The organism is Streptomyces sp. NPDC014907 (assembly GCF_055562975.1).
This window is the reverse complement of record NZ_JBVHEG010000001.1, coordinates 578,882-597,760: the sequence shown is the minus strand read 5'-3', so window position 1 is coordinate 597,760 and position 18,879 is coordinate 578,882. Positions and strand designations below refer to the sequence as shown.

Genomic DNA, 18,879 nt, shown 5'->3' with positions numbered 1-18,879 from the left:
CCGTCCGGACGGACCCCCGCCCGTCCGGACGGACCCCCGCCCGTCCGGACGGACCCCCGCCCGTCCGGACGGGCCCCCGCCCGTTCGGTCGGGGGCGCGTGGTCGGGCCCGGGGTCCGAGCCTCGGGCTCCGCGTCCGACCGCCCGTCCGGCCGGAGCCCCGCGCGGCCGGCGATCCGGGGCCCCGCCCCCCCCGGACTCCGTCTCCCGGTGGCCGGTCCGGGCCCCGCTCCGCCGCACGGGTGGCGTTTTCCGGCCACCCGGCCCTGCCTTCCTGGCCGGATCTCCCCCTTCCTTTTCAGTGGATGAGCAGGAGGTGTGATCATCTCCAAATGGAATGAATCTGGACGAAGGGGTACAAGTCATGTCCCAGATCGGCGCCCCTCGCGGGGGGACATGCCCCAGGAGCCCCCGCTCCCGCACGCTCCGTACCGCCGCCGCCCTCACCGGCGCCGTCCTCGCCGTCACCGCCCTCGCCGGATGCAGCTCCGACGACGAGGCCGACGGGGTCCCGGCAGCCGCCCAGGACAACGCGCCCGCCGCCCGCGACCTCGTCGCCGACGGCGGCACCCTGCGCTGGGCCGTCGACACGGCCCCCGCCACCCTCAACGCCTTCCAGGCCGACGCCGACGGCACCACCTCCCGCGTCGCCGGGGCCGTGCTCCCCGCCCTCTACACCCTCGACCAGCGGGGCAGGCCGCAGCGGAACCCCGACTACCTGGAGTCCGCGCAGGTCGTCGAGACCGAGCCCAAACAGGTCGTCCTCTACAAGCTCAACCAGCAGGCGGTGTGGAGCGACGGCCGCGAGATCGGGGCACCCGACTTCGTCGCCCAGTGGCGGGCCCTGAGCGGCCGCGACACCGCGTACTGGACCGCCCGGAACTCCGGCTACGAGCGGATCGAGAAGATCGAGCGCGGCAAGAACGACCTGGAGGTCCGGGTCACCTTCTCCAAGCCGTACGCCGACTGGCAGTCCCTCTTCACCCCCCTCTACCCGAAGCAGGTGATGGGGTCCCCGGAGTCCTTCAACGACGGGGCGCGCACCGCCCTGAAGGCCACCGCGGGACCGTTTCTGCTGAAGTCGGTCGACCGCGAGAGCGGCGACGTCACCCTCGCCCGCAACCCCCGCTGGTGGGGACAGCCCGCCAAGCTCGACGCCGTCGTCCTCAGGGCCGTCCCCCGCGCCGAACGCGCGGACGCCCTCGCGGCCGGCGCGCTCGACCTGGCCGACGTCGACCGCGCCACGGCCGAGCGGATCTCCCTCGCGCTCCGGGACGCCCGCGCCGGACGGAACGGCGCGCAGGCCGCCCTCGCCCACGGCCCCGGTTCCTCGATCACCCCCTCCCAGGCCCTGAGGTCCTGGGCCCTCGCCCACGGCTCCGACGAGGAGAGGGCCGAGGAGGTCAGGGCCGCCCGCAAGAAGAACCAGGAGGCGATCGCCCGGTACGCGAGCGCGCAGGACGGCCTGGCGAAGTACGTGGTCCGCAAGTCCCTGGAGCCCGCCTACACCCAGCTCTCCCTGAACGGCGAGTCCGGACCGCTCTCCGACGAACGGGTCCGGCGCGCGGTGGCCCGGGCCATCGACCGCCGGGAGCTGGCCGAGACCGTGCTCAAGCCCCTCGGCCTCCCGGCGGAACCCCCCGGCAGCCACCTGGCCCTCGCCGGCCAGGCGGCGTACGCGGACGGCAGCGACGCCCTCGGCGGCCAGGACGTCCAGGAGGCACGGGCGCTCCTCGCCGACGCGGGCTGGGTCCCGGGCGGGGCGGCCAGGAAGCCGGCCGGCACGAAGGCGGGCAGCGAGGCCGAGAAGAAGGCGGCGGAGAAGGCCCGCCAGGACGCGGCGGAGAAGGCCCGCGAGGACGCGGCGGAGAAGACCGGCGGAGACGCGGCGGAGAAGGCCGGCGGGGACAGGGCCGCCGGCACCGTCACCGCCACCCCGGCCGGCGCCGGGAAGAAGGGCGACGACGTCCCCTCCGACGAGGGCCTCTACATCGTCGGCGACGACAAGCCGGGCGGCCTCCGGGCCGCCCCCGCCCCCGGGGGCCCCGCAGGCGAGGGCCCCGGGAGCGGCACCCACGTCCTCGCCCCCGCTCCCGCCGCCGCCCGCCAGAGCGCCGCGCTCTACGCCCGGGCCGAGGCGCTCGACACCGGTACGGGCTCCGCGGCCCGGGCCGGGGCCCGGCCGGCCGCCGGCTCCGACCGGGGGGTGGCCGGGGCCTACGCCCCGCGCGGCACCGCCGCGCCCGCGGCCGTGCCCGGGGCCGGGCAGGCCCTCGGCAAGGACGGCAAGGCGCTCAGCCTCCGCTTCGTCCTGCCGTCCGGGCCGGGCTCCGAGCCGCTGCGGGCGGTCGGGGACCGGGTCGTGCGGATGCTCGACGCGGTCGGCATCCGGACCGTGGTCACCAAGGTCTCCGACGAGAGCTTCTTCAAGGACCACATCGCCTCGGGCGACTACGACCTCGCCCTCTACTCCTGGCCGGCCTCCGCCTTCCCGGCGACCGACGCCCGGCCGATCTTCGCCAAGCCCGAGCCGGCCTCGGACGGCTCGCTCGTGGTCGAGCAGAACTACTCCCGCGTCGGCACCGACCGCATCGACCAGCTCTTCGACCAGGCGGCGGGCACCCTCGACGAGGAGGAGGCCCGGGAGCTCGTGCGCCAGGCCGACGCCCGGATCTGGGCCGCGGCCGGCTCCCTCCCCCTCTACCAGCGCCCGCAGCTGGTGGCCGCCAGGGCCGATCTGGTGAACGCCGGGGCCTGGGGGTTCGCCGCCCCCCGCTACCAGGACATCGGCTTCAAGAAGAAGGAAACGTCCAAGGGCGCCGAACGAAACCGCTGAAAGCGGTGGAACCGCAGGTCAGTACCTCAGAACCAGCTCAACTTCCTTGCCCGCCGGCGACCCCGGCGGGCAGGATCGCGTCGGCCCCTTGACCCGGTCGCACGCCCTCCCCCACCTCCACGAGACCCCCCGTTGAACCCTCTCGGATTCCGGGCGGGGAAGCCCCTTGCGCGGCGGCCCCGTACCATGGACAGAGCCGTGGCGCGTCCGCCCGGCGGGCGTAAGAGGAACTGACGCCGATTCCCCCGAGCTGAGAGAAGCGCAAGCCACCCATGCCCACGCGCCACGACATCCGTAACGTCGCCATCGTCGCCCACGTCGACCACGGCAAGACGACCATCGTCGACGCCATGCTCAAGCAGGCCGGTGCCTTCGCCGCCCACCAGCAGCTCGACGACCGCATGATGGACTCGAACGACCTGGAGCGTGAGAAGGGCATCACGATCCTCGCCAAGAACACGGCGGTGAAGTACCACCCCAAGGACGGCGGGGCCCCGATCACGATCAACATCATCGACACCCCCGGCCACGCCGACTTCGGCGGCGAGGTCGAGCGCGGCCTGTCGATGGTGGACGCGGTCGTCCTCCTCGTGGACGCCTCCGAGGGGCCGCTCCCGCAGACCCGCTTCGTGCTGCGCAAGGCCCTCCAGCAGCGCCTGCCCGTCATCCTCTGCATCAACAAGACGGACCGCCCGGACTCCCGGATCGACGAGGTCGTCAACGAGACCTACGACCTGTTCCTGGACCTGGACGCGGACGAGGACCAGATCGAGTTCCCGATCGTCTACGCCTGCGGCCGTGACGGCGTCGCCTCGCTGACCAAGCCGGAGGACGGCACCGTCCCCGCCGACAGCGACAACCTGGAGCCGTTCTTCTCCACCATCCTGGAGCACGTCCCGGCCCCGACGTACGAGGAGGACGCGCCGCTCCAGGCCCACGTCACCAACCTCGACGCCGACAACTTCCTCGGCCGCATCGCGCTGCTCCGCGTCGAGCAGGGCGAGCTGCGCAAGGGCCAGACGGTCGCGTGGATCAAGCGGGACGGCACGATCTCCAACGTCCGCATCACCGAGCTGATGATGACCGAGGCGCTCACCCGCAAGCCGGCCGAGGTGGCGGGCCCCGGTGACATCTGCGCCGTCGCCGGCATCCCCGACATCATGATCGGCGAGACCCTGGCCGACCCGGAGAACCCGGTCGCGCTGCCGCTGATCACGGTCGACCAGCCGGCCATCTCCATGACGATCGGCACCAACACCTCGCCGCTCGTCGGCCGCGGCGGCACCGGCAAGGGCGCGGACGCCAAGTCCGCCGTCAAGGACCGCAAGGTCACCGCCCGCCAGGTGAAGGACCGCCTGGACCGCGAGCTCATCGGCAACGTCTCGCTCCGCGTCCTGGAGACCGAGCGTCCCGACGCCTGGGAGGTCCAGGGCCGCGGTGAGCTCGCGCTCGCCATCCTGGTCGAGCAGATGCGCCGCGAGGGCTTCGAGCTGACCATCGGCAAGCCGCAGGTCGTCACCAAGATGGTCGACGGCAAGGTCCACGAGCCCGTCGAGCGCCTCACGGTCGACGTCCCCGAGGAGCACATGGGCGCGGTCACGCAGCTCATGGGCGTCCGCAAGGGCCGCATGGACAACATGTCGAACCACGGCTCCGGCTGGGTCCGCATGGAGTTCGTCGTCCCGTCGCGCGGCCTCATCGGCTTCCGCACGGAGTTCCTGACGCAGACCCGCGGCACGGGCATCGCCCACTCCATCCACGAGGGCCACGAGCCCTGGTTCGGCACGCTGACGACCCGCAACAACGGCTCGCTGGTCGCCGACCGGGCCGGCGCGGTCACCGGTTTCGCGATGACCAACCTGCAGGAGCGCGGCGTCCTGTTCGTCGAGCCCGGCACCGAGGTGTACGAGGGCATGATCGTCGGCGAGAACTCCCGCTCCGACGACATGGACGTCAACATCACCAAGGAGAAGAAGCTCACCAACATGCGCTCCTCCTCGGCCGACTCCTTCGAGGCGATCGTGCCGCCGCGCAAGCTCTCCCTGGAGCAGTCGCTGGAGTTCTGCCGCGACGACGAGTGCGTCGAGGTCACCCCGGAGGCCGTGCGCATCCGCAAGGTCGTCCTGGACCAGAAGGAGCGCGGCCGCTCGGCCTCGCGCGCCAAGAACGCCTGAACCAGGCCGGTTCGGCGTACCGGAAACGGACGCGACCGGATGCGTGCGGCCGGTGACGGCGGGGTAGGTCACGGGCGTCCGTGATCCGCGCCACTTCCGTCCGGCACGCCGTCGGCGACGGAGCCCGGACCCCCACGAAAGGTGTGGGGGTCCGGGCTTTTCGTCAACTCCCGTCAAGCCCATTTCGGCGGCCCGGTGTCCGGATACCGGTCATCGCTCTCCGGTACGTGTGTTAACGGTCCGTTTCGGGGGTGTCTGTCTGTGCTCTGTTTGTCCGGATTTCGGTATCCGGACAGATGGTGATGTTGTCAAACCGAGACCACTTAAGTGTGGTTTACGGCCCGGACGTACTTAATAGTTGGCTCCATTGAGCTCGGGTCAATGGGTCACGCACTGTGGGGAGTGCCGACTCACGAGCACACTCGGGGTACTGGGTGCGAAGCCGTCAGGGGTGTCGGCGAAACCTGGAGTACCCCTCTTGTAGTGACAAAGTGGACTCATGAGGAGGAACCCATGCGCGGTGCCAAGAGCGCCAAGTGGGTAACGGGCGCGATCATCGTTGCCCTTGCTGCGACCGCCTGTGGCGGGGGGAAGAGCGACGGCGGCAGTGACGCCAAGGGCGCTGTTGACCCGAACGGAATCTTCTCGGTGGAGCTGGGCGAGCCCGAGAAGCCGCTGTACACCGGCGACACGATGGAGTCCAACGGCGCCGCCGTCATGGCCGGCCTGTTCTCGACCCTGGTCGACTACAAGGCCGACGGCTCCCTGCAGATGATCAACGCCGAGTCGGTCTCCACGACGGACTCGAAGACCTGGACCGTCAAGCTCAAGCCCGGCTGGACCTTCCACGACGGCACCCCGGTGACCGCCAAGTCCTACGTGGACGCGTGGAACTGGAACGCCAACATCAAGAACGCCATGGGTCTGAACTCGTGGTTCGCCGACATCAAGGGCTTCGAGAAGGTCAGCCCGGCCGAGGAGGGCGCCAAGCCCACCGCGGACAAGCTGGACGGTCTGAAGGTCGTCGACGAGAACACCTTCACCATCGAGCTGGCCAAGCCGGTTCCGTACTTCTCGCACAAGCTCGCCTACATCGTCTTCGCGCCGCTCCCGGAGTCCTTCTACAAGGACACCAAGGCCGCGGGTCAGAAGCCGGTCGGCAACGGTCCCTACAAGTTCAAGAGCTGGGACCACAAGAAGAAGATCGAGATCGTCCGCTTCGACGGCTACAAGGGCCCGAACAAGGCGAAGAACGGCGGTGTGGTCTTCAAGAACTACACCACCCTCGAGGCCGCGTACGAGGACCTGAAGTCGGGCAACGTCGACGTCCTGCGCCAGCTGGCCCCGAAGGACCTGCCGGTCTACCGCCAGGACCTCGGCAACCGCGCCGTGGACCAGGCGTACTCCGCCGTCCAGACCATGGCCGTCGCGTTCTACGCCGACCAGTGGAGCAAGCCGAAGCCGATCGACCCGAAGGTCATCCAGGGCCTGTCCATGGGCATCGACCGCGCCACGATCACCAAGACGGTGCTCCAGGGCACGCGCGAGCCCGCGACGGGCTGGGTCGCGAAGGGCGTCCTGGGCTTCCAGGAGAACGCCGCGGGCGACGTCACCAAGTTCAACCCGGCGAAGGCCAAGGAGCTCATCGCGGCCGGCGGCGGCGTCCCCGGCAACAAGATCTCCATCCAGTTCAACGCCGACGGCGGCCACAAGGAGTGGGTGGACGCGGTCTGCAACTCCATCACCCAGTCCACGGGCGTCGCCTGTGTCGGTGACGGCAAGCCGGACTTCCAGGCCGACCTGACCGCTCGCAAGACGAAGCAGGTCAAGTCGTTCTACCGCTCCGGCTGGGTGCTCGACTACCCGGTGAACGCCAACTTCATCTCGGACCTGTTCCGCACGGGTGCGGCGGGCAACCAGGGCGGCTTCTCGAACAAGGAGCTGGACGCGAAGATCGCCAAGGCGGACTCCGCTCCGACCCTCGACCAGTCGGTCAAGGAGTTCCAGGCCATCGAGAAGGACCTGGTCAACTACATGCCGTCCATCCCGCTCTGGTACTACAAGGTCAACGCGGGCTACTCCGAGAAGGTCTCGGGCGTGGCTTACGGTCAGGACGGCGACCCGATCCTGACCGGCGTCGAGGTCAAGAAGTAACCGTCCGAGCGTAGTCCGCACGCCGTCACGGGACTGACCGTCCGTCAGTCCCGTTCCGGCGCCTTACGCAGCGGCTGGGGGGCCCTTCCACGGCATCGTGCTGCCCGAATCCGGGCGGCACGTCGCGGGAGGGCCCTCGGCTGCGGCCGTCACATCTCAACGGAGGCATGATGGGGCGCTATGTCGCACGACGACTGCTCCAGATGATCCCGGTCTTCTTCGGGACAACCCTGCTGATCTTCCTCATGGTCTACAGCCTGCCCGGCGACCCCGTGGCCGGTCTGTTCGGCGACAAGGGGGCGTCCCCCGCGACCATCGCGGAGATCAGACACAAGCTCGGTCTCGACCAGCCGCTCCTGAAGCAGTACTGGGACTACATCAGTGGAATCGTCTTCCACTTCGACTTCGGTACGCAGATCCGCAACGACCGGCCTGTGACCGAGGTACTGGGCGACGCGTTCCCCGTCACGATCCAGCTGGCGGCCCTCGCCTTCGCCTTCGAGCTCGTCTTCGGCCTCGGCCTCGGCATCATCTCCGGCCTCCGGGCCGGCCGCCTGGCCGACAACGCCGTCCTGATCTTCACCCTGCTGATCATGTCGATCCCGGTCTTCGTGCTGGGCTTCCTCATCAAGCTGGTGTTCGCCTTCCAGCTCGGCTGGATCGCGCCGAACGTCAGCAACGACCAGCTGATATCCGAGATGATCGCCCCCGCCATCGTCCTCGGTGGTCTCTCCCTCGCCTATGTGGCGCGGCTCACCCGCACCTCCATGGCGGAGAACCTGCGGGCCGACTACATGCGGACCGCCGTCGCCAAGGGCCTGCCGCGGCGCCGCGTCATCGGCGTCCACCTCATGCGCAACTCGATGATCCCGGTCGTCACCTTCCTCGGCACGGACATCGGCGCCCTGATGGGCGGCGCGGTCGTGACCGAGAGCATCTTCAACGTCAAGGGTGTCGGTGGTCTGATCGCCGAGTCGATCACCCGCCGCGAGGGCAGCACCCTCGTCGGCCTCGTCACCGTCCTGGTGGTCGTCTACCTGGTCACCAGCCTGCTCATCGACCTGCTGTACGCGGTCCTGGACCCGAGGATCCGGTATGCCTGACGTGACCAAGACCGCAGCCCCGGCGCCGGCGGACGCCGTCGCCCCCCCGGCGGACGCGTCCGCCCCGCAGGAGAAGCGGGAGAAGCCCCGTTCGCTCTGGGGCGACGCCTGGCGGGACCTGCGCCGCAACCCGTACTTCCTCGTGTCGTCGGTGCTGATCTTCTTCCTGCTGCTCATCGCCGCCTTCCCGGGGATGTTCACGAGCGCCTCGCCCACGGCGGGCGACCTCGTCAAGCACTACCTCGGGAAGCCCGAACTCGGTGACGTCGGTTCCGCCGGCTGGCTCGGCTACGACGGACAGGGCCGTTCCGTCTACGCCCGCCTGATCCACGGCACCCGTGCCTCGATCATCGTCGGCATCTGCGTCACCGTGATCGTCACGGTGATCGGCGGCGCCATGGGCATGATCGCCGGCTACTTCGGCGGCTGGGTGGACGCGGTCCTCTCCCGCCTCACCGACGTCTTCTTCGGCATCCCCTTCCTGCTCGGCGCGATGGTCATCCTGCAGGCGTTCGTCGAGCGGACCGTCTGGGTCGTCGTCTTCGCCCTCGCCTTCCTCGGCTGGACGCAGATGACCCGCGTCATGCGCGGCGCCGTGATCACGGTCAAGCAGGCCGACTACGTGCACGCCGCCAAGGCCCTCGGCGCCGGCACCGGCCGGATCCTCTTCCGGCACATCCTGCCCAACGCCATGGCGCCCGTGATCGTCGTCGCCACCATCGCGCTCGGCGGTTACATCTCGGCCGAGGCCACCCTGTCCTACCTGGGCCTGGGCCTCGCCGCCCCGACCATCTCGTGGGGCGTCGACATCTCCGCCGGTGTCCAGCAGATCCGTACGGCGCAGCACATCCTGCTGTACCCGTCGATCATGCTGAGCCTCACCGTTCTGGCGTTCATCATGCTCGGCGAAGCCGTCCGCAACGCCCTCGACCCCAAGCTGCGCTGAGGAGGGCGTAAAAGATGAGCATCATCGACAAGACCGCGGCCGTCCCCGCGCCACGCGACGGCGGCGACCACAACGGTCCGCTGCTCGAAGTGAAGGACCTTCACGTCGAGTTCCACACCCGCGACGGTGTGGCCAAGGCGGTCAACGGCGTCAACTACGCGGTGAACGCCGGCGAGACCCTCGCCGTCCTCGGCGAGTCCGGCTCCGGCAAGTCCGTCACCGCCCAGGCCGTCATGGGCATCCTCGACATGCCGCCCGGCAAGATCCCGCAGGGCGAGATCCTGTTCCGCGGCCAGGACATGCTGAAGATGTCCGAGGAGGAGCGGCGGCAGATCCGCGGCCAGAAGATCGCCATGATCTTCCAGGACGCGCTGTCCTCCCTCAACCCCGTCCTCAGCGTCGGCTACCAGCTCGGCGAGATGTTCCGGGTGCACCAGGGCCTGTCCAAGAAGGACGCCAAGGCCAAGGCCGTCGAGCTGATGGACAAGGTCAAGATCCCCGCCGCCAAGGCGCGGGTCGGCGACTACCCCCACCAGTTCTCCGGCGGCATGCGCCAGCGCATCATGATCGCCATGGCGCTCGCCCTGGAGCCGGACCTGATCATCGCCGACGAGCCCACCACGGCTCTCGACGTGACCGTCCAGGCCCAGGTCATGGACCTCCTCGCGGAGCTCCAGCGGGAATACAACATGGGCCTGATCCTGATCACCCACGACCTCGGCGTCGTCGCCGACGTCGCGGACAAGATCGCCGTGATGTACGCCGGCCGGATCGTCGAGCAGGCGCCCGTGCACGAGCTGTACAAGCGCCCGGCCCACCCGTACACCCGCGGTCTGCTGGACTCGATCCCGCGTCTGGACCAGAAGGGCCAGGAGCTCTACGCGATCAAGGGCCTGCCGCCCAACCTGCTGCGCGTTCCCACCGGTTGCGCCTTCAACCCGCGCTGCCCCAGGGCCGAGGACATCTGCCGCACGGAGGTCCCGCCCCTGGCCCCGGTCACCGAGCAGGACGGCACGGACCTCCCGGGCCGCAAGAGCGCCTGCCACTTCTGGAAGGAGACGATCCATGGCTGACATCGGCAAGAACGAAGAGGCCGTGGCCGCCGCCAACGAAGAGGCCGTGGTCGCCGCCCTCGGGACCCCCGTCGAACGCGGTGAGCCCATCCTCCAGGTCCGCGGCCTGAAGAAGCACTTCCCGCTGACGCAGGGCATCGTGTTCAAGAAGAACGTCGGTGCGGTCAAGGCCGTGGACGGGGTCTCCTTCGACCTCTACCAGGGCGAGACCCTCGGCATCGTGGGCGAGTCCGGCTGCGGCAAGTCCACGGTCGCCAAGCTCCTGATGAACCTGGAGCGGGCCACCGCCGGCGAGGTGTTCTACAAGGGCCAGGACATCACCAGGCTGTCCGGGCGCGCCCTGAAGGCCGTCCGCCGCAACATCCAGATGGTGTTCCAGGACCCGTACACCTCGCTCAACCCGCGCATGACGGTCGGCGACATCATCGGGGAGCCCTTCGACATCCACCCCGAGGCCGCCCCGAAGGGCGACCGGCGCCGCAAGGTGCAGGACCTCCTGGACGTCGTCGGCCTGAACCCCGAGTACATCAACCGCTACCCGCACCAGTTCTCCGGCGGCCAGCGCCAGCGCATCGGCATCGCCCGCGGCCTCGCGCTCAACCCGGAGATCATCATCTGCGACGAGCCGGTCTCGGCCCTGGACGTCTCCGTCCAGGCGCAGGTCATCAACCTGATGGAGAAGCTCCAGGACGAGTTCAACCTCTCCTACCTCTTCATCGCGCACGACCTGTCGATCGTCCGGCACATCTCCGACCGCGTCGGCGTCATGTACCTCGGCAAGATGGCCGAGATCGGTACGGACGAGGAGATCTACGACCACCCGACGCACCCGTACACCCAGGCGCTGCTCTCCGCGGTACCGGTGCCGGACCCGGACGCCCGCGCGCACCGCGAGCGGATCATCCTCACCGGTGACGTCCCCTCGCCGGCGAACCCGCCGTCGGGCTGCAGCTTCCGCACCCGCTGCTGGAAGGCGCAGGAGAAGTGCGCCCAGGAGGTTCCCCTCCTCGCGGTTCCGGAGCGTTTCCAGGGCCAGGACACCCCGGCCGCCCACTTCTCGGCGTGCCACTTCGCCGAGGAGAAGCAGGTCGTCCCGGCGCACTGACACCCCCACTCGCTCCTCGCGGCCGGCCCCCGGCGCCCCCCCGGCGCCGGGGGCCGGCCGTTTCGCGTCCCCTCCCCGCGCCCGTCGCCCGCGCCCGCCCGGAACGCTCCGGGCGGGCGCGGGCGGCCGTCGCACCGATGGACGCCGACAACGTGCAGGCGTACGGCCATGGGGTGATATTGGGTTTCTCAGTCTGAATCCGGACACACGGGAGGCACTCCATGCGCGGAGCCACGCACGCCAAGTGGGCCGCTCTGGCCACCGCGGTCGCCCTCGCGGCGACGGCCTGCGGCGGTGGCGACAGCGGTGGCGGCGGAGGCGCCGACGGCATCGTGTCCTCCTCGTGGGGCGACCCGCAGAACCCGCTGGAGCCCGCCAACACCAACGAGGTCCAGGGCGGCAAGGTCCTGTCGATGATCTTCCGGGGGCTCAAGCAGTACGACCCCAAGACCGGCGAGGCCAAGGACATGCTCGCCGAGAAGATCGAGACCACCGACTCGACCCACTTCACCATCACGGTCAAGGACGGCTGGACCTTCTCCAACGGCGAGAAGGTCACCGCCAAGTCCTTCGTGGACGCCTGGAACTACGGCGCCCACCTGAAGAACAACCAGAAGAACGCCTACTTCTTCGGCCAGATCGAGGGCTACGACAAGGTCCACCCCGACAAGGGCGAACCCACCGCCGCGACCCTGTCCGGCCTCAAGGTCACCGGCGACCGCACCTTCACGGTCAAGCTCACCCAGAAGTTCTCCACCTGGCCGGTCACCCTCGGCTACGCCGCCTTCGCGCCCCTGCCGAAGGCCTTCTTCGACGATCACGCCGGCTGGCTCGCGAAGCCGGTCGGCAACGGCCCGTACACCGTCGACTCCTACACCAAGGGCTCCCAGATGGCCCTGAGGAAGTGGGACGGCTACCCCGGCGACGACAAGGCGCGGAACGGCGGCGTGACCCTCAAGGTCTACACCGACAACAACACCGCCTACACCGACCTGATCGCCGGCAACCTCGACCTGGTCGACGACGTGCCCGCCGCCCAGCTCAAGAACGTCAAGGCCGACCTCGGCGACCGCTACATCAACGTCCCCGCCGGCATCATCCAGACCCTCTCCTTCCCGTTCTACGACGCGAACTGGAACAAGCCCGGCCAGGAGAAGCTGCGCCAGGGCCTGTCACGGGCGATCGACCGCGACCAGATCACGCGGACGATCTTCCAGCAGACCCGCACCCCCGCCGTCGACTGGACCTCGCCCGTCCTCGGCGAGGACGGCGGCTACAAGAACGTCTGCGGCGACCTCTGCAGGTACGACGCGGCCGAGGCGAAGAAGCTCGTCGCCGAGGGCGGCGGCATCCCCGGCGGCACCCTGCGGATCACGTACAACGCCGACACCGGCAGCCACAAGGAGTGGGTGGACGCCGTCTGCAACTCCATCAACCGCGCCCTCGGCAACGACCGCGCCTGCGTCGGCAACCCCGTCGGCACCTTCGCCGACTACCGCAACCAGGTCACCACGCAGAAGCTCACCGGCCCCTTCCGGGCCGGCTGGCAGATGGACTACCCGCTCATCCAGAACTTCCTCCAGCCGCTGTACTACACCAACGCCTCCTCCAACGACGGCAAGTACACGAACCCCGAGTTCGACAAGCTGGTGAACCAGGCCAACGCCGAGACCGACACCGCCAAGGCCGTCGGGCTCTTCCAGAAGGCGGAGGAGGTCCTCCGCGACGACATGGGGGCCATCCCGCTCTGGTACCAGAACGGCAGCGCCGGCTACTCGGAGCGCCTGGGCAACGTGGCCCTGAACCCCTTCAGCGTCCCGGTCTACGACCGGATCACGGTCGACTGACGCCGCAACGGGCCGGAGGCGTACGGGCCCGGCCCCAGATCCCCGCGCCGGGCCGTACGCCATCCCGGAACCCCTTCCCGGAGCCAACCCCCGGAGTCCCCCATGGGTCGTTATGTGATCCGGCGACTGCTGCAGATGATCCCGGTCTTCTTCGGCGCCACGCTGCTGATCTTCCTGATGGTGAACGTGATGGGCGACCCGATCGCCGGCCTGTGCGGCGACCGCCAGTGCGACCCGGCGACCGCCGCCCAGCTCAAGAAGGAGTACGGCCTCGACAAGCCGGTCTGGCAGCAGTACCTGACCTACATGGGCCACGTCTTCACCGGCGACTTCGGCACGGCCTTCAACGGCCAGGAGGTCACCGAGCTGATGGCCGACGCCTTCCCGGTCACCATCCGCCTCACCGTCGTCGCCATCGTCTTCGAGATCGTCATCGGCATCAGCCTCGGCGTCCTCACCGGCCTCAGGCGCGGCCGCCCCGTCGACACCACGGTGCTGCTGCTCACCCTGGTCGTCATCTCCGTCCCGACCTTCGTCACCGGCCTGCTCGTCCAGCTCCTCCTCGGCGTCAAGTGGAACTGGATCAACCCCTCGGTCTCCGGCGAGGCCCCCTTCGACGAACTGATCGTCCCCGGCCTGGTCCTCGCCTCCGTGTCGCTGGCCTACGTCACCCGGCTCACCCGGACCTCCATCGCCGAGAACAAACGCGCCGACTACGTCCGCACCGCCGTCGCCAAGGGCCTGCCCCGCCGCCGGGTCATCACCCGCCACCTGCTGCGCAACAGCCTCATCCCCGTGGTCACCTTCATCGGCACCGACGTCGGCGCGCTCATGGGCGGCGCCATCGTCACCGAGCGGATCTTCAACATCCACGGGGTCGGCTACCAGCTCTACCAGGGCATCCTGCGCCAGAACACCCAGACCGTGGTCGGCTTCGTGACCGTCCTCGTCCTGGTCTTCCTGGTGGCCAACCTGCTCGTCGACCTCCTGTACGCCGTCCTTGACCCGAGGATCCGCTATGCCTGAGCTGCCCGAGCACCACGACGACGGGTCGGCCATCGCCTCGACCGGGGCCGGAGGCGCCACCGACCTCGCGATGTCCGAGGCCGAGACCCTGGAGAGGGTCCCCGGCGGCCCCGACGGCACCGGGCCCGACAAGAAGGCCCGCTCCCTCTGGTCCGACGCCTGGCACGACCTGCGCCGGAACCCGGTCTTCATCGTCTCCGGCCTGGTCATCGTCTTCCTGGTGGTCATCGCGATCTGGCCGCAGCTCATCGCCGGCGGCAACCCGCTCGACTGCGACCTCTCCAAGGCCCAGGAGGGCTCCCAGCCCGGCCACCCCTTCGGCTTCAACGGCCAGGGCTGCGACGTCTACACCCGCACCGTCTACGGAGCCAGGGCCTCCATCGAGGTCGGCGTGCTCTCCACCCTGGGCGTCACCCTCCTCGGCTCCGTCCTCGGCGGCCTCGCCGGCTTCTACGGCGGCGCCTGGGACGGCTTCCTCTCCCGGATCACCGACATCTTCTTCGCCATCCCCGTCGTCCTCGGCGGCCTGGTCCTCCTCTCCGTCGTCAGCAACAACACCGTCTGGCCCGTCATCGGCTTCATGGTGCTGCTCGGCTGGCCGCAGATCTCCCGCATCGCCCGCGGCTCCGTCATCACCGCCAAGCAGAACGACTACGTCCAGGCGGCCCGCGCGCTCGGCGCCTCCGACTCCCGGATGCTCCTCCGGCACATCACGCCCAACGCCGTCGCCCCCGTGATCGTCGTCGCCACCATCGCCCTCGGCACGTACATCTCCCTGGAGGCGACGCTCTCCTTCCTCGGCGTCGGCCTCAAGCCCCCCACCGTCTCCTGGGGCATCGACATCTCCGCGGCCTCGCCGTACATCCGCAACGCCCCGCACATGCTGCTCTGGCCGGCCGGCGCGCTCGCCGTCACGGTGCTCGCCTTCATCATGCTCGGCGACGCCGTCCGCGACGCCCTCGACCCCAAGCTGAGGTAGGGACCCATGCTGCTCGAAGTGCGCGACCTGCACGTGGAGTTCCACACCCGGGACGGGGTGGCCAAGGCGGTCAACGGCGTCGACTACTCCGTCGACGCGGGCGAGACCCTCGCCGTCCTCGGCGAGTCCGGCTCCGGCAAGTCCGTCACCGCCCAGGCCGTCATGGGCATCCTCGACGTGCCGCCGGGGAGGATCACCCGGGGCGAGATCCTCTTCCAGGGCCAGGACCTGCTGAAGCTCAAGGAGGAGGAGCGGCGCAGGGTCAGGGGCGCCAGGATGGCGATGGTCTTCCAGGACGCGCTGTCCTCCCTCAACCCCGTCCTCAGCGTCGGCGACCAGCTCGGCGAGATGTTCCAGGTCCACCGGGGGATGTCGCGGAAGGACTCCCGGGCCAAGGCCGTCGAGCTGATGGACCGGGTCCGCATCCCCGGCGCCAAGGAACGCGTCGGCCAGTACCCCCACCAGTTCTCCGGCGGCATGCGCCAGCGCATCATGATCGCCATGGCGCTCGCCCTGGAGCCGGACCTGATCATCGCCGACGAGCCCACCACGGCCCTCGACGTGACCGTCCAGGCCCAGGTCATGGACCTCCTCGCCGAGCTCCAGCGCGAACTCGACATGGGCCTCATCCTCATCACCCACGACCTCGGCGTCGTCGCCGACGTCGCGGACAAGATCGCCGTGATGTACGCCGGCCGGATCGTCGAACAGGCCCCCGTCCACGAGATCTACAAGGCCCCCGCCCACCCCTACACCAGGGGCCTCCTCGAATCGATCCCGCGCCTGGACCAGAAGGGCCGGGAGCTCTACGCCATCAAGGGCCTGCCGCCCAACCTGCTGCACATCCCGCCCGGCTGCGCCTTCAACCCGCGCTGCCCGATGGCCCGGGACGTCTGCCGGACCGACGTGCCCCCGCTGTACGGGGTGACCGACTCCCCGGTGCCGCGCGCCAGCGCCTGCCACTTCTGGAAGGAGTGCCTCCATGGCTGAGCCGGCCGAGGCGATTCTCGAAGTCCGGGACCTGCACAAGCACTACCCCCTCACCCGGGGCATCCTCTTCAAGAAGCAGGTCGGCGCCGTCAAGGCCGTGGACGGGGTCGACTTCGACCTCGCCGCCGGCGAGACCCTCGGCATCGTCGGCGAGTCCGGCTGCGGCAAGTCGACCGTCGCGAAGATGCTGGTCAACCTGGAACGGCCGACGTCCGGCACGATCCGCTACAAGGGCGAGGACCTCACCGCCCTCTCGCCGCGCGCCCTGAAGGCCGTCCGCCGCAACATCCAGATGGTGTTCCAGGACCCGTACACCTCGCTCAACCCGCGCATGACGGTCGGCGACATCATCGGGGAGCCGTACGAGATCCACCCCGAGGTCGCCCCCAAGGGCTCCCGCCGCAAGAAGGTCCAGGACCTCCTGGACGTCGTCGGCCTGAACCCCGAGTACATCAACCGCTACCCGCACCAGTTCTCCGGCGGCCAGCGCCAGCGCATCGGCATCGCCCGCGGCCTCGCCCTCCAGCCCGAGATCATCGTCGCGGACGAACCGGTCTCGGCCCTCGACGTCTCCGTCCAGGCGCAGGTCATCAACCTCCTGGACCGCCTCCAGTCCGAGTTCTCCCTGTCGTACGTGTTCATCGCCCACGACCTGTCCATCGTGCGGCACATCTCCGACCGGGTCGGCGTCATGTACCTCGGCCGGATCGTCGAGATCGGCTCCGACGCCGAGATCTACGACCACCCCACCCACCCGTACACCCAGGCGCTGCTCTCCGCCGTCCCCGTCCCCGACCCCGAGGCGCGCGCCCGCCGCGAGCGGATCATCCTCACCGGCGACGTGCCCTCCCCGGCCGCCGTCCCCTCCGGCTGCCGCTTCCGCACCCGCTGCTGGAAGGCCCGGGAACGCTGCGCCCTGGAGGTCCCCCTCCTGGCCGTCCCGGCCGTCTTCCGGCTCGTCGACACCCCGGCCCACCACGACTCCGCCTGCCACTTCGCGGAGGAGAAGCACGTGGTGCCCGAGGAGAACCGGGCGGTACCCGGCGAGGAGCCGGAGGGCTTCGGAGCGGGGACGGGGACCGGGGGGAGCCACGAGGTCCCGCCGGAGGGCGGCGCCCCGGCCCCCGGAACGGGCCGGGACGCCCCGCGCGGCGGGGAGGGCGGCGGCACCCCGCGCGGCGGGGAGGACGGCGATACCCCGCGCGGCGGGAAGGACGGCGGCACCCCGCGCGGCGGGGAGGACGGCGATACCCCGCGCGGCGGGAAGGACGGCGGCACCCCGCGCGGCGGGGAGGACGGCGGCACCCGGCGTGCCGGGGAGCCCCCGCGTCCCGGGGGCAGCCACAGGATCTCGCCGGAGGACGACGCCCCGAACCGCGAGGTCCCCTGACGACCGCCCGTCCGGTACGGCCCGTTCCGCCTGATCCGCCTGATCCGCCCGGTCCGGCCGGTCCGCCCGGCCCGGACCCGGCGCGCGGGTGCGACGCGCCGCGCGCCGTCCGGACCCGGCCGCCCGGATGCGCGGAACCGCTTGTTTCGGCGGGCCGCGACCGTGAGTATCGGGGCCGTGACTGCGACACGCCCGGCACGTCCCACCGGCGCCGCGCTCTGCGCCGCGCTCGCCCTCGTCACCGCCGCGTGGATCGTCGAGGACCTCGCCGCGCTCGGCTCGCCGGCCGCCCTGGCGCGGCACTGGACAGGCGACGCCTCCGTCCCCCTCCGGGGCCGGCCCGCCACCTCTCCGGTCGACCCGGTGCTCCTCGCCGCCTCGGCGGCCGCGGCCGTCACCGCCCTCCGGTCGCGGCACGCCGCCCCCGCGCTCGCCGCCACCGGGGCCGTCACCTTCGCCCTGCGCCTGCCCGGCCTCTGGGCGCCCGGGAACGGGGCGTTCGTCACCGCCCTCCTCGAACTGGTCCTCGCGGCCGGGCTGGTCGCCACCGCCCTCGCCGGCCACCCGGAGGACGCCCCGGACGCGCCGCCCCCCGCCCGGCCCCGCACCGCCGCCGCGGTCACCGCCGGGCTCCTGCTCCTGGCCGCCGCCCTCGCGACGGCCCTCCGGGAGCTGTACCGGGCCGTCGCACTGCCCCCGGAGGCCACCGTCGACCGGTTCACCGGCGGCCGGTCCGTCATCGGGCCGGTCCTGGCGCCGCCCCCGGGCTGGCTGGCGGCGGTCCTCGCCGCGCTGTGCGCCACGGCCGCCGTCACCGTCCTCGTGCGGCCCCGGCGCGGACGCGCCCCCGCGCTGCTCGCCGGGGCGCTCCTGGCCGCCGACGGTCTCGGCGGAGCCGTACGGGCCGTCCGGACCGGGACGCTCGCCCACCTCGCGGACCTCCCCGCCGCGCACCGGGCGGACGCCCCTGCCTCCGTCCTCGGGCTGTGCGCCGGTCTCGCCGTGCTCGTCCTCCTCGCCGGGCGCGGCGTCCCCGCCGTCTCCGAGCCGCACCCGCGGGCCGGGGCGCCGCACCCGGCCCCGCCGCATCCGCCGCCGCCCGGCTGGTGAGCCGCCCCGGCGGCCGTCCCCTCCCCGGGCGGGCCGGGTCCGTGATCCGCCGTGTCCTCACGGTCCGTCCCTGCTCCCGCCCGCCCGTCGTCCCGGTGCCGTTCGCGGCCCCGATACCGCCCGGCCGCCCCGCAGGTGAGGAATTCG

13 protein-coding genes are annotated in these 18,879 nt (G+C 70.7%); all 13 read left to right on the top strand.

Features of this window, described 5'->3' with window-relative positions:
• Positions 1–363 precede the first annotated feature (363 nt).
• The 13 genes from ACZ3IL_RS02600 to ACZ3IL_RS02540 all read left to right on the top strand — a co-directional run bounded on the left by ACZ3IL_RS02600 (position 364) and on the right by ACZ3IL_RS02540 (position 18,732).
• On the top strand, positions 364–2,835 hold the full coding sequence (locus ACZ3IL_RS02600) for an ABC transporter family substrate-binding protein (RefSeq protein ID WP_467385787.1): 2,472 nt from the start codon (positions 364–366) through the stop codon (positions 2,833–2,835).
• Between the two features lie 272 nt (positions 2,836–3,107).
• A complete protein-coding gene (gene typA / locus ACZ3IL_RS02595) occupies positions 3,108–5,009 on the top strand; it encodes a translational GTPase TypA (RefSeq protein ID WP_388693474.1) in 1,902 nt (633 codons plus the stop codon).
• Positions 5,010–5,522: 513 nt separating this feature from the next.
• Complete coding sequence (locus ACZ3IL_RS02590; RefSeq protein WP_467385785.1) at positions 5,523–7,163, top strand: peptide ABC transporter substrate-binding protein; 1,641 nt, start codon at positions 5,523–5,525, stop codon at positions 7,161–7,163.
• A gap of 170 nt (positions 7,164–7,333) precedes the next feature.
• Positions 7,334–8,266 carry an ABC transporter permease gene (locus ACZ3IL_RS02585; RefSeq protein ID WP_467386787.1) on the top strand — a complete coding sequence of 311 codons (933 nt, stop codon included), beginning with the start codon at positions 7,334–7,336 and terminating at the stop codon, positions 8,264–8,266.
• The gene (locus tag ACZ3IL_RS02580; RefSeq protein WP_467385783.1) at positions 8,259–9,212 is read left to right on the top strand and encodes an ABC transporter permease; all 954 of its coding nucleotides are present in this window, start codon (positions 8,259–8,261) and stop codon (positions 9,210–9,212) included. The genes ACZ3IL_RS02585 and ACZ3IL_RS02580 overlap by 8 nt, the downstream gene beginning before the upstream one ends.
• 14 nt (positions 9,213–9,226) lie before the next feature.
• Positions 9,227–10,285 carry an ABC transporter ATP-binding protein gene (locus tag ACZ3IL_RS02575; protein WP_467385781.1) on the top strand — a complete coding sequence of 353 codons (1,059 nt, stop codon included), beginning with the start codon at positions 9,227–9,229 and terminating at the stop codon, positions 10,283–10,285.
• Positions 10,278–11,390, top strand: a complete 1,113-nt coding sequence (locus ACZ3IL_RS02570; protein ID WP_467385779.1) for an ABC transporter ATP-binding protein — start codon at positions 10,278–10,280, stop codon at positions 11,388–11,390. Before ACZ3IL_RS02575 ends, ACZ3IL_RS02570 begins: the two co-directional genes overlap by 8 nt.
• A 221-nt stretch (positions 11,391–11,611) precedes the next feature.
• Positions 11,612–13,237, top strand: coding sequence for a peptide ABC transporter substrate-binding protein (locus tag ACZ3IL_RS02565; RefSeq protein WP_467385777.1), 1,626 nt, complete (start codon positions 11,612–11,614; stop codon positions 13,235–13,237).
• 102 nt (positions 13,238–13,339) lie between these two features.
• Positions 13,340–14,263, top strand: a complete 924-nt coding sequence (locus ACZ3IL_RS02560) for an ABC transporter permease (protein WP_467385775.1) — start codon at positions 13,340–13,342, stop codon at positions 14,261–14,263.
• The gene (locus ACZ3IL_RS02555) at positions 14,256–15,242 is read left to right on the top strand and encodes an ABC transporter permease (protein WP_467385773.1); all 987 of its coding nucleotides are present in this window, start codon (positions 14,256–14,258) and stop codon (positions 15,240–15,242) included. Before ACZ3IL_RS02560 ends, ACZ3IL_RS02555 begins: the two co-directional genes overlap by 8 nt.
• 6 nt (positions 15,243–15,248) lie before the next feature.
• Positions 15,249–16,232, top strand: a complete 984-nt coding sequence (locus ACZ3IL_RS02550; RefSeq protein WP_467385771.1) for an ABC transporter ATP-binding protein — start codon at positions 15,249–15,251, stop codon at positions 16,230–16,232.
• Positions 16,225–17,622: an ABC transporter ATP-binding protein gene (locus tag ACZ3IL_RS02545; protein WP_467385769.1), complete on the top strand. Its 1,398-nt coding sequence runs from the start codon at positions 16,225–16,227 to the stop codon at positions 17,620–17,622. Before ACZ3IL_RS02550 ends, ACZ3IL_RS02545 begins: the two co-directional genes overlap by 8 nt.
• Positions 17,623–17,799: 177 nt before the next feature.
• On the top strand, positions 17,800–18,732 hold the full coding sequence (locus ACZ3IL_RS02540) for a hypothetical protein (RefSeq protein WP_467385767.1): 933 nt from the start codon (positions 17,800–17,802) through the stop codon (positions 18,730–18,732).
• The last annotated feature ends 147 nt before the right edge of the window (positions 18,733–18,879 follow it).